Annotated in this window: 11 protein-coding genes; 7 read left to right on the top strand and 4 right to left on the bottom strand. The window is 55.3% G+C overall.

All coding sequences use genetic code 11. The annotated features are described in order from the left end of the window. Window positions 1–2: 2 nt before the first annotated feature. The 6 genes from AACW30_RS03245 to AACW30_RS03220 all read left to right on the top strand — a co-directional run bounded on the left by AACW30_RS03245 (window position 3) and on the right by AACW30_RS03220 (window position 9,106). On the top strand, window positions 3–1,526 hold the full coding sequence (locus AACW30_RS03245; RefSeq protein ID WP_054896628.1) for a type I restriction-modification system subunit M: 1,524 nt from the start codon (window positions 3–5) through the stop codon (window positions 1,524–1,526). Then, window positions 1,516–2,742, top strand: a complete 1,227-nt coding sequence (locus tag AACW30_RS03240) for a restriction endonuclease subunit S (RefSeq protein WP_054896629.1) — start codon at window positions 1,516–1,518, stop codon at window positions 2,740–2,742. The genes AACW30_RS03245 and AACW30_RS03240 overlap by 11 nt, the downstream gene beginning before the upstream one ends. After that, on the top strand, window positions 2,742–3,578 hold the full coding sequence (locus tag AACW30_RS03235) for an HAD family hydrolase (RefSeq protein WP_054896630.1): 837 nt from the start codon (window positions 2,742–2,744) through the stop codon (window positions 3,576–3,578). Before AACW30_RS03240 ends, AACW30_RS03235 begins: the two co-directional genes overlap by 1 nt. Before the next feature lie 33 nt (window positions 3,579–3,611). Continuing rightward, entirely contained in the window at window positions 3,612–6,887 is a 3,276-nt protein-coding gene (locus tag AACW30_RS03230) for a type I restriction endonuclease subunit R (RefSeq protein WP_054896631.1), read from the top strand. Then, window positions 6,884–7,660: a M48 family metallopeptidase gene (locus tag AACW30_RS03225; protein WP_054896632.1), complete on the top strand. Its 777-nt coding sequence runs from the start codon at window positions 6,884–6,886 to the stop codon at window positions 7,658–7,660. Before AACW30_RS03230 ends, AACW30_RS03225 begins: the two co-directional genes overlap by 4 nt. A 426-nt stretch (window positions 7,661–8,086) precedes the next feature. Beyond that, on the top strand, window positions 8,087–9,106 hold the full coding sequence (locus tag AACW30_RS03220) for an acyltransferase family protein (protein WP_325167554.1): 1,020 nt from the start codon (window positions 8,087–8,089) through the stop codon (window positions 9,104–9,106). A 351-nt stretch (window positions 9,107–9,457) separates the two neighbouring features. Here the strand turns inward: AACW30_RS03220 and AACW30_RS03215 are convergent, their stop codons facing one another. From AACW30_RS03215 to AACW30_RS03205, 3 genes are read right to left on the bottom strand one after another with little or no spacing between them, the layout of a single operon-like run. Beyond that, window positions 9,458–10,168 carry an SDR family NAD(P)-dependent oxidoreductase gene (locus tag AACW30_RS03215; protein ID WP_200624270.1) on the bottom strand — a complete coding sequence of 237 codons (711 nt, stop codon included), beginning with the start codon at window positions 10,166–10,168 and terminating at the stop codon, window positions 9,458–9,460. Window positions 10,169–10,199: 31 nt separating this feature from the next. Continuing rightward, a complete protein-coding gene (locus AACW30_RS03210) occupies window positions 10,200–10,850 on the bottom strand; it encodes a DsbA family oxidoreductase (protein ID WP_200624269.1) in 651 nt (216 codons plus the stop codon). Further along, entirely contained in the window at window positions 10,847–11,062 is a 216-nt protein-coding gene (locus AACW30_RS03205; protein WP_119738148.1) for a tautomerase family protein, read from the bottom strand. Before AACW30_RS03205 ends, AACW30_RS03210 begins: the two co-directional genes overlap by 4 nt. Before the next feature lie 198 nt (window positions 11,063–11,260). Here AACW30_RS03205 and AACW30_RS03200 point away from each other — a divergent pair, with 198 nt between their 5' ends. Continuing rightward, on the top strand, window positions 11,261–13,390 hold the full coding sequence (locus tag AACW30_RS03200; protein ID WP_200624268.1) for a M48 family metallopeptidase: 2,130 nt from the start codon (window positions 11,261–11,263) through the stop codon (window positions 13,388–13,390). Between the two features lie 73 nt (window positions 13,391–13,463). Here the strand turns inward: AACW30_RS03200 and AACW30_RS03195 are convergent, their stop codons facing one another. Further along, a complete protein-coding gene (locus AACW30_RS03195; protein WP_200624267.1) occupies window positions 13,464–14,780 on the bottom strand; it encodes an OprD family porin in 1,317 nt (438 codons plus the stop codon). Window positions 14,781–15,038: the final 258 nt, after the last annotated feature.

The raw sequence follows: 15,038 nt of genomic DNA, 5'->3' as shown, positions 1-15,038 counted from the left end.
CCATGAACGACAAAGTAAACCAGGACGATATCAACAAGGCGCTGTGGGCAGCCTGTGACATCTTTCGCGGGACCATCAGTGCGGACACGTACAAAGACTTCATCCTCACCATGCTGTTCCTCAAGTACATCAGCGACGTCTGGCAGGATCACTACGACAACTATAAAAAGGAATACGGTGACGAACCGGAGCTGATCGAGGAAATGCTCAAGAACGAGCGTTTCGTGTTGTCACGTGATGCCAGCTTCTACGCCCTCTACGAGCGTCGCCATGAGCCAGGTAACGGTGAGCGAATTGATCAGGCGTTGCACGCTATCGAGGAAGCCAACGGCACCAAACTTAAGGATGCTGGCAAGAGCGTGTTCCAGGACATCTCCTTCAACACGGACAAGCTCGGCGAAGAAAAGCAGAAGAACACCATCCTGCGCCACCTGCTGGAAAACTTCGCAGGGGCTGAACTCAATCTCAAGCCGTCCCGCGTCGGCAGCCTGGATGTGATTGGCAACGCCTACGAGTACCTGATCAAGAACTTCGCCGCCAGCGGCGGACAGAAGGCCGGTGAGTTCTACACACCGCCGGAAGTTTCGGAGCTGATCGCCGAGCTGCTGGACCCACAACCGGGCAATACCATCTGCGACCCAGCCTGCGGCTCGGCATCACTACTGATGAAGTGCGGCCGCAAAGTGCGTGAACACCACAACAGCAAGCAGTACGCTCTCTATGGTCAGGAAGCCATCGGCTCCACCTGGTCACTGGCAAAGATGAACATGTTTCTCCACGGTGAGGACAACCACAAGATCGAGTGGGGCGACACCCTGCGCAACCCCAAGCTGCTCGACCAGAATGGCCAACTGATGAAGTTCGATATCGTTACCGCCAATCCGCCGTTCTCGCTGGACAAGTGGGGCCATGAAGAAGCCGAGCACGATCAATTTGGTCGTTTCAAGCGCGGCATTCCGCCGAAAAGTAAAGGCGACTATGCCTTCATCCTGCATATGATCGAAACGCTAAAACCGAAGACCGGACGCATGGCTGTTGTGGTACCCCATGGTGCCCTGTTCCGTGGTGCAGCGGAGGGTAAAATCCGCCAGAAACTGATCGAAGAAAACCTGCTTGATACGGTAATAGGCCTTCCGGAAAAACTCTTCTACGGCACCGGCATTCCGGCGGCAATCCTGGTATTCAACAAAGCCAAGACCGACGAAAACGTACTGTTTATCGACTCCAGCCGTGACTTCAAAGCCGGTAAGAACCAGAACCTGCTGAGCGAGGAGCAAATCCAAAACATCCTCATCACCTACCGCCACCGCATCAACTCGGACAAATATAGCCACCGCGCCAGCCTGCAGGAAATACGCGATAACGACTACAACCTGAATATCCCGCGCTATGTGAACACTTTCGAGGAAGAGGCGGAAATCGATTTGCTGGCGGTACGTGCCGAGCGCGAGCAGCTAAAGGACAAGTTGGCGCAGCTGGAAATGGAGATGGATGGCTACTTGAAGGAGCTGGGTTATGGTGCCTGACGGGTGGAAGAGTGCTGTACTAGATGAACTATGTAAGAAGATTTCTGTAGGACTGGCAATTTCGGTCACTCCGTTCATGAGAGAACGAGGCGTTAAGTTAATACGAAATCAAAACATCAAAAGAAATGCATTCAACGAAAGCTCTGTAGTTTATATATCTCCGGAATTTGCTGCGGCGAACAAATCGAAAATGGTAAAGGCTGGCGACGTTGTCGCTGTTCGGACCGGATCAAATATTGGCGAAGCGTGTGTTATTCCCAGCAGCTTTGAGAACGCCCTAACATTTACAACATTGATTGCTCGGCCAGACCCTAGATATTTAAACTCTTTCTATTTGTCTGCGCATATCAATTCGGACATAGGCATATCTGAAGTTAATCGATTAATGGCCGGGGGCGGCAAGCCAAATCTTAACTCAGGAGAGTTGAAAAAATACGAGATCTTAGTTCCCTCGCTCGCAGAGCAAAGGGAAATCGCCAGAATCCTCTCCACTTGGGATCAGGCCATCGCCACAATCGAGCAACTGCTGGAAAACAGTCAACAGCAGAAAAAGGCGTTGATGCAGCAGTTGCTTGGCAATCCTGGAAGCTCTACACAAGGGTTGAAACCAAAGAATTTTAAACGAATTACCGATATCGCTGAGCGTATTCAAAGAAAATCTGATGGTGGCGGGCACCCGGTGCTGACCATCTCATCACTAGGTGGATTTGTCCGCCAGGACGAAAAATACAGCCGTTTCATGGCTGGTAAGAGCGTTGAGAACTATATCCTACTCAGGCAGGGAGAGTTTGCTTACAACAAAGGGAATTCGAAGACCTATGAATTTGGCTGCATATTTGATCTAGAGTCTTTCGAGACAGGTATGGTGCCGCATGTATACGTCTGCTTCAAGCTGAAACCGAACCTCAGCCATCGTTATTTCAAATATTTATTTGAGGCCGATTACTTGAAACCGCAACTTGGCCAACTGGTTAACACTGGGGTCCGCAATAATGGCCTGCTCAACATCAAGCCCAGTGAGTTTATGAACACTAAGATTCCAGTTCCTGCACTGCCGGAGCAGGAATATATCGCGAATGTATTGCATACCGCCAGCAAGCAGATCACTGCTCTGGAGCAGAAACTCGTCTGCGTTCAACGAGAGAAAAAAGCTCTGATGCAGCAACTGCTCACGGGAAAGTGCCGAGTGAAGATAGATGGACAGGAAGTCGCCTGATGGCCCGAAAGCATGTTCCGTTTGTAATTGCGTATGACTTTGACGGCACCCTATCGCCAGGCAATATGCAGGAGTACAACTTTGTGCCTGCATTGGGCATCAAGCCGGCAGAGTTTTGGCGCGCAGCCAAGTCTATGGCTCAGGAGCAGCAGGCAGACGAAATTCTGGCCTATATGCGGCTGATGATCGAAAAGGCGCAGGCAGCCCGGGTGCCGGTGCGCAAAAAAGATTTTGCCGATTTCGGTGCGCATATTCAGCTATTTCCAGGCGTGCAAGACTGGTTCAAACGCATCACTGAATATGGCCGGGCCAAGGGCGTAAAGGTCGAACACTTCATCATTTCGTCAGGGCTGCGCGAGATGATCGAGGGAACCCCAATCAACAAGCACTTCACCCGCGTCTATGCCTCGGGCTTTATGTACGACCATAACGACGTTGCGCACTGGCCAGCATTGGCGGTGAACTACACCACTAAAACCCAGTATCTGTTCCGTATTAACAAGGGCAGCTTGGATGTGCACGATAATTCGGTAATCAACAAATTCGTCGAGCCCGCCGAACGACCTGTACCGTTCAGCAATATGGTGTTCATCGGCGACGGCGAGACCGACATTCCCTCCATGCGCCTGGTCAAAAATCAGGGCGGTCATTCGATTGCCGTATACAGCAAGGGCAAACGCGGCGCTCGCGACAAGGCACTCCAGCTGGTCAAGGAAGGACGGACCAACCTAGCGACCACTGCCGATTACACCGATGGTTCCGCCATTGATCGCGCAGTGAAGGCGATGATTGATAAGGTGGTATCGGATCGCACAGTCGCAGAGGCGAATGGCTGATATGACAGGTAGCGGCTTGGAGAACTACTGCGGATGATACCAGGACCTAAATTCCAGGAAGAATACAGCGCGAAACTTCCAGCCCTGGCTCTGCTATGCAAACTCGGCTGGCAGTTCCTCTCGCCCGAGCAGGCACTGACAGCAAGGAGCGGCAAGAGCGATGAGGTGGTTTTGCGTGATGTACTGCGCGAGCAACTGAGTAAGCGACGCTTTTTGTTTAGCGGGAGTGAATACCCACTATCAGCCAAGGCCATTGACAATCTGATCAGTGAGATGTGCAGCCCGGCACTTAACGAAGGGCTACAGGCTGCCAACGAGCGACTGTACAACCATTTGCTGTATGGCATCTCCGTGACGGAGTTCGTGGAAGGCAAAAAAGCCAACCCGACCGTGGCGTTGATCGACTGGAACAATCCTGCGAATAACAGTTTCATTTTCACCGAAGAGTTTCGCGTACTGCGCAGCGGTGGTGCGGGATCGCGGAGGCCAGATATTGTTTGCTTCGTCAACGGTATTCCGCTGGTAGTGATCGAGGCCAAACGCCCCGATAGCAATGCGCAGAAAGGCCCTACCATCGACGAAGGCGTTTCTCAGAGTTTGCGCAACCAGCGTCACGACGAAATTCCAAAGCTGTTCGCCTATAACCAATTGTTACTATCGATCAATGGTAGCGACGGACGCTACGCCACATGCGGCACGCCAGCGAAATTCTGGGCGGCTTGGCGCGAGGAAGACATCACCACCGCAGAGTTGTATGCGCTGAAGAACCGCAAGCTGAATGCCGCGCAAAAGGCCTCTATTTTCAGCCATCGCCCTCCCAGTGATCTGGACTGGTATGACACCCTGATCACTGGTGGCGAACTAGCGCTGACCGGCCAGGATCAGTTGCTTATCAGCCTGCTTTCTCCTGCCCGGCTGCTGGAGATGACTCGCTACTTCACTCTGTTCGATAAGAAGGCTGGCAAGATCGTTGCTCGCTATCAGCAGGTATTTGGCATCAAACGGCTGATTGAGCGGATTACCCAGAAGCGCAAGGACGGTGGCCGCGAGGGCGGGGTGATCTGGCATACAACGGGCTCGGGCAAGTCATTTACCATGGTTTTTCTGAGCAAGGCGCTGATCCTGCATGACTCGCTCAAGCAGTGCCGTATCGTGGTGGTCACCGACCGGGTCGATCTAGAAAACCAACTGAGCAAGACTTTCGCCTCGGGCGGGGAACTGGCAGGCAAGAAGGATCGCGAGGGCGCCATGGCCACTTCCGGGACGCGCTTGGCCGAGCAAATCGGCAAGGGTAACGAGCGCATCATTTTCTCGCTTATCCAGAAGTTCAACAGCGCCACTAAGCTGCCGCAGTGCGTGAACACTAGTGCTGACGTCATCGTACTGATTGATGAAGGTCACCGCAGCCAAGGCGGTGAAAACCATATCCGCATGAAGCAGGCGCTACCCAATGCTGCTTTTGTGGCGTTTACCGGTACGCCGCTGCTCAAAGACGACAAGACTACAAATAAGTTTGGGCCCATCGTGCATGCCTACACCATGCAACGTGCGGTTGAGGATCAGGCGGTGACGCCGTTGCTCTACGAAGAGCGAATCCCCGATCTGGATGTGAATGCACGCGCCATCGACAGCTGGTTCGAGCGCATTACAGAAGGACTAAGTGAACAGCAGAAGGCCGACCTCAAGCGCAAGTTCGCCAAGAAGGGGCAGATCTACAGCGCCGATGACCGTATTCGTTTGATTGCGCTGGATATTGCTAACCACTTCGTGAAGAACATCGACGAGGGCCTCAAGGGGCAGTTGGCCTGTGACAGCAAGGCGTCGGCAATCAAGTACAAACAGTACCTGGATGAAGCGGATCTATTTGAAAGCGCCGTAGTGATGAGCCCGCCGGATAGCCGCGAGGGCAACACTGAGGTAAACGAAGCTGCTTCACCGGCGGTAACCCAGTGGTGGAAGAACAACGTTGGAAGCACTGATGAGCAGGCCTACACCAAGCAGTTGATCGAACGATTCGACAAAGATGACTCGCTCAAGCTTCTGATCGTAGTAGACAAGCTGCTGACTGGTTTCGATGAGCCGAAGAACACCGTTCTCTACATTGACAAGCCACTCAAGGAGCACAACCTGATTCAGGCCATTGCTCGGGTAAACCGCCTGCACCCCCTGAAGAAATTCGGCCTGCTGATCGACTATCGCGGCATTCTCTCAGAGTTGGATACCACGATTCAGAAGTATCAGGATCTGGCTTCGCGTACTCAGGGTGGCTATGACATAAATGACATTAGTGGCCTCTATAACCAGATGAGCAGTGAGTACAAACGGCTACCTCAATTGCACAAAAACCTCTGGGCGATTTTTTCCGATGTGAAAAATAAAGGTGATATCGAACAGTTGCGCCAGGTATTAGTGCCCAAGATTCAGGAGCGCGATGGCGAGCTGGTTGATGTGAATCTCAAAGTGCGCGACGACTTCTACGAGGCGCTAACCGAGTTCGCCAGCTGCCTGAAGGTTGCATTGCAATCAGCCTCTTTCTTTGAAGACACCAGCTTCAGCGATGTTGACCGCGCTCACTACAAGGAAACACTCAAGCAGTTCTCCAGCCTACGTCAGCTGGCCAAACAGGACGCCGGTGAAACGGTGAACTATGACCAGTACGCCGAACAGGTACGCAAGTTGCTGGATAAACATGTGGTTGGCGTGGAGGTTAAAGACCCAGGCGGTGTTTATGAAGTCGGCAAGATGGGGCAGCAAAAGCCTGAGCAGTGGAGTGAAGACAAGACACGCAACGAAACCGACATCATCAAGACCCGCGTAAGCAAGATGATTGAGCAGGAACTGCGTGACGACCCCTATGCTCAGGAAGCGTTTTCCAAGCTGCTGCGCCAGGCCATCGAGGACGCCGCAAAGTTGTTCGATCATCCACTCAAGCAGTACCTGCTATTCCACGAATTTGAGCAGCAGGTGCAGGCACGCAAGCTAGATGAACTGCCGGACGTCTTTACGGGTAACCGCCATGCCCAGTCTTACTTTGGTATTTTCAAAAAAAGTCTTCCGGAGACCCTAATCTCAGCCGATGAACAAATACAGGCGCACTGGGTGAAACTGGCTTTCAGTCTGGACGAAATGGTCATGACCTCTGTGGCAGAACATTCGATCAACCCACAGAACATCGAAAGCGATATCCGCAAGAAGCTGTTACCGCTGCTCTTCAAGGAGTGCAAGGCGGTGGGTGCTGGTATGGATCAGGCAAAGGCCATGGTTGAATGGGTGGTGCAAATCACGCGGGTAGGTTTGTCCGGTATATGAGCGTGCCCATCGTCACAAATGCCCCCCATGGTCCCGCTGCGCAATGCTGGCTGAGTTTTTACTATGCCGATGAGTTGATACAGGTTGAGCGGGCACAACGGGGACGCGAGGTTTCGCGCATTCTAATCAAGGTTGATCCCGATTGCCGCGTGCGGGTCAGTGCACCGGCCGGTGCTAGCGATGAACAGGTATTGGCTGCCCTGAAGCGACGCGGCCGTTGGATTTACCAGCAGCTTCGTGAGTTCCGTGCACACCTCACGCATGTTCGCCCGCGGCTGTACATCAGTGGAGAAAGCCACTACTACCTAGGCAAGCAATATGTGCTTAAGGTTGTAGAAACCCCTGATGAGCTGCAAAAGGTCCGTCTATTGCGTGGCAAACTGGAAGTGTCCGTACGGGTGAAGTCGGCAGGAAAGGTACGCGAGCTACTGCACGCCTGGTACAAGGCCCACGCCCGCGAGATTTTTGATCGACGGTTGGAGGCAATCTTGCAGCAAACCCTTTGGGTTTCTGGCAAGCCGCCATTACGCCTACTCAGCATGCAGACACAGTGGGGCAGTTGCTCTCCCGCCGGCCGCATCACGCTCAACCCCCATTTGGTTAAAGCATCCCGCGAGTGCATTGATTATGTGATTCTGCATGAGCTTTGCCATATCGCGGAACATAACCATAGCGATCGCTTTTACCGGCTAATGCAGCAGGTGATGCCGCAGTGGGAAAGGGTGAAAAAGCGGCTAGACGGTATGGCGGCGTCCTTACTAAACGGCGGTTGAGTTGATCGTACATGTGGATGCTAACTCTAGAATCCCGTTGGGGTAGAGGTTGGGATACTGACAGAACGCTAATTTATAAAACCATTACAAGTCATATAGATACAGAATGATTCGACTCCTGGTGCCGCACCATATAAGACGAAGCCCTCACAGCAATGTGAGGGCTTTGTTGTTTCTGGCGTAAGCATCAGTTCCCTCGGTTCACCCACAGCTGTTCACATCGACCGTGATGTCGTTCGTCTCTGCACTCATTTGCGCCCGCTCCCTCAGCTGAGGCCTCATCCCCTATCAATAGCTTTTGGTCCGGCTGAAAAACGACTTTGCCCTACCGAATGATTGATGGAGAATGCGCCACGGCAAGGAACGCTGCACTTGAGCGGCTCGTCATGCACACATTTCATCATTCAATTACCCACGGAGCGGTGCGTGATTAATCGCGACAATTCATTCGACCTGATCAGGCACCTAGCGGCGCTGGCAGTTCTTGTAAGCCACCACTACGTACTTTCCGGCCAGCAAGAACCCATGTTGCAGGGCTACAACTCGTTAGGGGCGATTGCCGTATTGGCATTCTTCGCCATATCCGGCTTCCTCATCACTCAAAGCTTTCTAAATACTCGCAGCTTCTACCACTACATGGAGAAGCGAATCGCGCGAATTTTTCCTGCCTTGATCGCCTGCGCATTTGTGATGGTGTACTTCTGCGGGCCTGCATTCAGCAAAAACGGTGTGGGCTATGCATTCAGCCTGGAGTCGTTGACAGACTTCTTGAAAGTGTCGGCGTTTGGCCGCGCAGACATAGGCGACATCACCCGCACCTTCATATTTAAAGATTCGTTCAACGGAAGCTTGTGGTCGCTGAAAATTGAGTTTGGTTGCTACGTGCTGCTCGCGCTGGCGCTGCTGGTAATGCGCAGGGCAGCCGTACCGCAGATCATCGCACTCGCCTTTTGCATAACCACCTACCTATGCAGCACGTCAGCGCACCCGATGGCGCCGAAGCTACTGGTGTACTCAACCGTCGGGATTGCATTCTTCGTAGGGTCTTCGCTGTATTTCTATCGAGCTGCATTCAGCAGCGTGAAAGCGAAACTATTGATCGGCATTCTGTCGGCGGCACTTGTTCTGGTCTCCCTGAACAGACCGTTGGTTATGGTGTTTGCAAGCATCGGAGTGAGTCTTCTGGTGCTGTCACTTGGGACGTTGTGCAAAGATCGAATCATTAAATCTCGATTCGATATTTCGTATGGGATGTATCTCTACGCCTTCCCCGTGCAGCAACTCATGATCAATACGACGGCGCTGAGTTTCTACGCTTCCATGCTGGCAACCGTGGCAGTTGTCATCGTGCTGGCCAGCCTGTCGTGGCTGTTTATCGAGAAGCCTGCGCTGAACTATGTGCATCGAAAATCCCGGCACCAAGAAAGCGCTACAACAATGGCATAGAGCAGTTTCACGTTGTGATGGTTTGAACTTCGCGGCCTGTTGCCTGGGGATTTCTGGCTTTCGACACGACTGACGCTCGGCTGCGAACTCAACGACCACGCTTGAGAATCCGATTTTGAGGCAGGCGCCAAAAGCGCCACGCCGTCGTTAAATCAACGAAGGTGATAGCTCTCACTCGATAGGGGCGTCTCACCAATAACTGCACTTCAGGCGTCACCTCTTGGTGATGGTAAAGGCGGTGAAGGTGCGAGTCGCCCTGCAATGCTGGGCAATAGGATGTGAATGTGGGGGCCGGGGTGGCGCTATCGCGGGCAAGCCCGGCTCCCACGGGGATCGACGTGGGGCTTTTTTTCAGTGCCCCGCGCTTTGGCCGCCGTCCACGTGCAGGATCTCCCCGGTGACGAACCCGGCGTTCTCCAGGTAGATGATTGCCTGGGCAATATCACTCGCTTCGCCCATGTGCCCGACCGGATGCAGGTTGCCCAATGCCGCGTGGGTTTCTTCACCGTGCATCGGCGTCTTGATGATCCCGGGGCTCACCGCGTTCACGCGAACGCCGCGTTTGGCGTATTCGATCGCCAGGGATTTGGTCGCTGCGCTCAAGCCGCCTTTGGTCAGCGAGGCCAGCACCGACGGCACACCGTCAATGGCGTGGTCCACCAGGCTGGTGGTGATGTTGACGATGTGCCCGGCGCCCTGTTTGAGCATTTCGGTGATCGCCAGCTGGGTGATGTAGAAGAACCCGTTGAGGTTCACGCCCAGCACATTTTTGTAGTCTTCGTGGGTGTAGCGGGTGAAGGGTTTGGCGACGAAGATACCGGCGTTGTTGACCAGGCTGTCGATGCGGCCAAAGCGCGCCACGCCTTCGCGGATTACGCGCTCGGCGGTGGCCGGGTCGGCGATATCGCCGGCCACGGTAAGAATTTCCGGATCCGTCGACGGCATGATCGACCGCGAAGTGGCAACCACACGGTAACCCAGCTGGCGGTAAGCCTCGACCGCAGCAGCGCCAAGGCCCTGGGATGCGCCGGTAATCACAACGACTTTTTTCGAATTGCTCATGATGAAACCTCTGTATGGAAAGTGAGATGGTTCAAGCAGCCACGGCGGACATTTCCCGCAGCATCTGTTCGTAATAACTGACTGATTGCGACCCGCAGACCAGCTGACGACCATTGAGGACCATGGCCGGCACGGCGTTGATGCCGCGCTCGCGGTAGAACGCTTCAAGCTCGCGCACTTCATTGGCGTAGTCGGCAGACGCCAGCACCCTTCGTGCGTCATCAATGTCCAGCCCGGCCTCGGCGGCTAAACGTGCGAGGGTTTCGTGATCGCTGAGGTTCTGACCGTCGGTGAAAAAACCGCGCAACAGCATCTTTTTCAACACGATCTGCCGCCCTAGCGGCAACGCCCACAGCAGCAGCCGATGCGCATCGAAGGTGTTGTAGAAGTGGCTGCGTTTTTCCAGGTCGAAGGTGAAACCGATGGCATCGCCGCGCTCCATCAACATCCTTTTGCCGCTGGCGACGTCTTCAGCGCTGCGCCCGTATTTGCGCATCATGTGGGCGACGGCGTTTTCGCCCTCGGCCGGCATGTCAGGGTTGAGTTCGAAGGGTTTAAAGGTCAGTTCAACCTTAACTTCGCCCGCCAGGTTGGCGATGGCTTGCTCCAACGCAGTAGCGCCCAGGGCGCACCACGGGCAGACCACATCGGAGATGAAGTCGATGGTGACGGGCGTGCTCATGACGGATTTTCCGCGAGCTGTTTACGGTATTGAGTGGTGGTGACGCCGGCGTAGCCCCAGTTATCGGTATCGACTTCTTCGATGACGATGTGGGTCAAGTCGGGTCGTTTGTTGAGCACGCGTTCGAGGGTTTCGGTGAATTCGGCAATGACCTGGGCTTTTTGCTCCGGGGTAACGCCGTCACGGGTAACGCGCAGGCTGACAAAGGGCATGGCAGTGGCTCCAGTGGCCGGCCATCGGGGTGATGGGCGGGCAGGGCTAATTTAGGCGTGCGCCTGGTGGGGATAAAGATGGGCTGGAGTACTTCATTAGTGACGCGGTGTAACGGATGTATTAGGTAATACCTTCAAGTATCGCGCCTGGCGTTTTTTTCGGTATAACCGACAGCTCTGCGCTGGGACCGGACTTCCATGAACGCCCTGAAACTGATCTGTCTGCTCGTCATTTTCCCGCTATTGCTCGCCGCCCTCGGTGTCTGGGAGCGCGAACGTGCTGCCGAGGCATCCACCAGCATCATCGTCTACAGCGCCAAGGTGAACGCCGCTAAACAGCAGTTGCAGGCGCTGGCAGCGCAAGATCCAGCGGCGCTGGTCGACCTGGGCAAAGAGAAAATCAGCGTGCAACTGGCGCTCTCGCGCCTGGATAACGTTGAAGCCGAGCTGCCGACTGCTCATCGCCTAAACCGCGCCCTGCGCGAGCTGGCACCGTGGGTGGTCGGCCTGGGGTTGCTCGCGGCATGCATCGGCCTGGCCGCGCTGGCCGGCACTCAGTGGGCAGGTCAACGCGCGCAGCAGTCGCGGGAGAAATTGCTGCAGGTGTTCTCCCTGGGCAGCCGGCTGTTGCCTTTTGGGCTGGTGAGCCACGTGGTGGCAATGGCCGCGACGTTGGCGTTGGTGCTGATTTATGAAGGCCTGGCGATGTGGCATGTGGGCCGCCTGGGCAGCGGCGAAGTGAAGTTGATGGCGACACTGGGCGTGTTGGCCGCTTTCAGTGTGTATTCAATCTGGTCGCTGCTTAAACAACTGCGCTACATGCTGGGGATGTTCAAGCCCGAACCTCTGCAGATGTTCGGGCAGGCCGTTACACCCCAGCAGGCACCCGAGTTATGGCGCCATGTGCGCGAACTGGCCGGCCAACTGGGTGCATTGGCGCCGGATCATATTGTGGTGAGCCTGGCCCAGGGCTTTTACGTGACCTCCAGCGAAGCCAGTGTAATGCCCGCCGAAACGCGATTGCGCGGGCGCACCTTGCATGTGCCGCTGCTGCACCTGGGCCTGCTGAGCCGTGAAGAAATCGGCGCGGTGATCGGCCACGAACTGGCGCACTTTGTGGGTGAAGACACCGAGTACAGCCTGCATTTTCTGCCGATCTACGACGGCGTCGACCGCAGCCTGCGGGCGCTGCTGGAAACCATGCAGGCCAGCGACCTGATCCAGGGTTGGCTCATGCGCCCTTCGTTCATGTTCGGCCTGTTTTTCATGCAGCGGTTCGATCACGCGGTAAATCACTGGAGCCGAGAACGCGAGTTGCTGGCAGATGCTGCCGGCGCCCGGTTAGTGGGGAATGCGGCGGCGGCCTCGGCGTTGTTGCGAATCTCGGTGCTGCATGCCCACATCGAGCAGGCGTTGCTGACGCTGTGTGACACGGCCACAGAGGATGACTTGCCGGGCGCGGTGCTGACCGCATTGCGCGACACACCCTTGCAGCTGCCGCCCGAAGCGCTGGACATTCACCAACCGCACCCGACCGACTCTCACCCATCAAATGGCGAACGCTTGCAAGCCTTACAAGTGCACGTGGAAGACGCCGTGCACAGCGCCACGCGCGCGGTGGATGTAGCTGCTGCGAATGCGCAAATCGATGCGTGTTTCAGTGCGCCGCTTAGCGTGCGAGTACAACTTTCGCACGACCTGAATGCGCTGGCAGAGACCGAAAACACTGCGCAAACCGAGCTGTTGGAAACCATGGTGACGTCCACTACAGGCGAATGCTCGCTGCATGAAGGCGGCCGGTGGCGCGGCACGCTGATGGCGGTGTTGGCAGTGCCGTTCGTGTTGCTGGGGTTGGCCATCATGAGTCGGCCCTGGCTTTCCCCGGAAAAATTCAAAGGCACCCCGCTATCGGCCGTGGGCGCCGGCGCGGCGATCGGTAGCATCGCGCTGATCTTTTTATGGATGGGCATCCGCCGCTTCAAGCGCGCACCGCGAACCGCGCTGCGCCTGACGCCGGAGCATTTTGTGTTCGCCAACCTGAAACACCCCTTGCCCATCGAACACATTGCCGATGTCAGGCTGCAGTTTGCCCACGGAGTCTGGGTCACGGTAGAACTGACGCCCGAAGCGCCATTACCCGAGCGATGTAAAACCGCATTCGGCGTACCCGGAGCGCGGGTCAACAAGAAGAAACGCCAAGTGCTACTGCAGATGGCCCAACTGTGCATCGATAACCAGAAAATCGAGCCTTACGAAGGGTTGACGATGATGCTCAACTACCTGAATGCCTCGCTCGCCCGCAAAATTTTGCAAAACCGCCAAGACTGAAGTGCAGGCATAAAAAAACCCCGAACCAGTCGGGGTTTTTGATCGCCTGAAATCAGGCGCGACGCCAAATCAATTAGAAAACGTTGATCGGGTAATCGGCGAACAGACGGATTTCGTTACCGCCTACGTTGTAGTTGCTGGCGTTGCTGGAGACGCGCAACCAGGACGCACGAGCGCGCAGGCTCAGGTCTTTGGCTGGGCCGCTCTGAACGATGTATTTGAACTGGTTGAAGATTTCACGCTCGGTGCCACTGCCGCGGTTGGAGCCGTCGTCAATGTTGGTGCCGCGCACGTAAGCAATGTTGTAGGTCAGGCCAGGCACGCCGAAGGCGCTGAAGTCCAGGCCGTAGCCTGCTTGCCAGGAGCGCTCGTCCTTACCGTTGAAGTCGGACCAGTAGGAGTTGGCCAGCAAGATGGTGTTGCCGCCATCGCCGATGCCGCCAGCGTTGCGGTAGCCGCCGTACAGATAACCGGTGTCGCCGGTGCTGCGCTGGTGAGCAACGGTGAAGCTGTGCGGGCCAACAGCCCAAGTAGCGCCCAGGCTCCAGATTTTGTTGTCGCGAGCGTCGGCGTCACCTTGGTTTTCAAGGGCGAAGCTCTTGTCCAGCTTGGTTTTGTAGCCGTTGAAGTCAAAGGTCAACGATTGCTTCTCTGGCAGGGCCAGTACGTAGTTGACGTTGACGTATTGCTTCTTCAGCACGTCTTGCATGTCGGAGGCGTACAGCGCGGCCGACAGGCTTTCGGTGAATTTGTAGCTACCACCGATGTAATCAATGCTTTTCAGGCGACCGCTGTCGGTGCCTTCGGCGCTCTTGCGCGCTTCCTTGGTGAAGTGACCAGCGTCCAGTTGCAGGCCGGCGATCTCTTTGGAAACGATCGAGGTACCTGTGTAGGTTTCCGACAACAGGCGGGAGTTGTCGTACTGCAGAACAGGGACTGCCGGGAACTGATCACCGTACTTCAGCACAGTGTTGGAAACCCGGAATTTGACGGCTGCGCCGCCCTTGGCCAGATCGTCGGCAGGTGCGCCGTTACGTGTCGTGCCATCCGCGCGCGTGGTGGCTGCGCCTTCTTTAAAGAAGTCGATACCGCCCGCGCCTGCGCGGCCTCGGCCACCATCCAGGCGAATGGCGTATTGGCCGATCACGTCAACACCCACACCGACGGTGCCTTGGGTGAAGCCGGATTCAAATTTACCGATGAAGCCCTGGCCCCACTCGGCTTTGTCTTGCTTGCCGTTTTTGTAGTCACGGCTGATGTAGGCGTTACGTGCTGCGATGTTCAGGTGGCTGTCGTCAACAAAACCCTTGGATTGCTCCTGGTCGTTTGCCATTGCCTGAGTAGCGCTCAAAATCCCCAGAGCGATCAGACCCATCCGTTGCTTCAACATTTCTTATATTCCTTATTACTGGTTGAGTACGCGCTGTGACACCAGGCTCCGTGTCGCTTTTCTGGTGTCGACTTTTTCCGGAAAAAACAAAGCCCGCGGACGACTGAACTGCCGCGGGCCTTTTTTTTTTATTGGATAAGTCATGGCGGTTAGCCACAGGCGTTGGGCGCAATCCTATGCGCGCGTTGAACTATGTGTCAATTTCGTGAATCGTCTGTATTTAGGCGAAATAATTCTAAGCAACGGCCTACAGCGCTT

It is taken from the genome of Pseudomonas sp. MF6747, assembly GCF_963890955.1.
In the GTDB taxonomy this organism is placed as follows: domain Bacteria; phylum Pseudomonadota; class Gammaproteobacteria; order Pseudomonadales; family Pseudomonadaceae; genus Aquipseudomonas.
This window is presented reverse-complemented; position numbering and strand designations above follow the sequence as displayed.

Bases quoted from the DNA above. Each gene is read 5' to 3' on its own strand.
- AACW30_RS03245 (WP_054896628.1), top strand. From the start codon at position 3: ATGAACGACAAAGTAAACCAGGACGATATCAACAAGGCGCTGTGGGCA.
- AACW30_RS03240 (WP_054896629.1), top strand. From the start codon at position 1,516: ATGGTGCCTGACGGGTGGAAGAGTGCTGTACTAGATGAACTATGTAAG.
- AACW30_RS03235 (WP_054896630.1), top strand. From the start codon at position 2,742: ATGGCCCGAAAGCATGTTCCGTTTGTAATTGCGTATGACTTTGACGGC.
- AACW30_RS03230 (WP_054896631.1), top strand. From the start codon at position 3,612: ATGATACCAGGACCTAAATTCCAGGAAGAATACAGCGCGAAACTTCCA.
- AACW30_RS03225 (WP_054896632.1), top strand. From the start codon at position 6,884: ATGAGCGTGCCCATCGTCACAAATGCCCCCCATGGTCCCGCTGCGCAA.
- AACW30_RS03215 (WP_200624270.1), bottom strand. From the start codon at position 10,168: ATGAGCAATTCGAAAAAAGTCGTTGTGATTACCGGCGCATCCCAGGGC.
- AACW30_RS03210 (WP_200624269.1), bottom strand. From the start codon at position 10,850: ATGAGCACGCCCGTCACCATCGACTTCATCTCCGATGTGGTCTGCCCG.
- AACW30_RS03205 (WP_119738148.1), bottom strand. From the start codon at position 11,062: ATGCCCTTTGTCAGCCTGCGCGTTACCCGTGACGGCGTTACCCCGGAG.
- AACW30_RS03200 (WP_200624268.1), top strand. From the start codon at position 11,261: ATGAACGCCCTGAAACTGATCTGTCTGCTCGTCATTTTCCCGCTATTG.
- AACW30_RS03195 (WP_200624267.1), bottom strand. From the start codon at position 14,780: ATGTTGAAGCAACGGATGGGTCTGATCGCTCTGGGGATTTTGAGCGCT.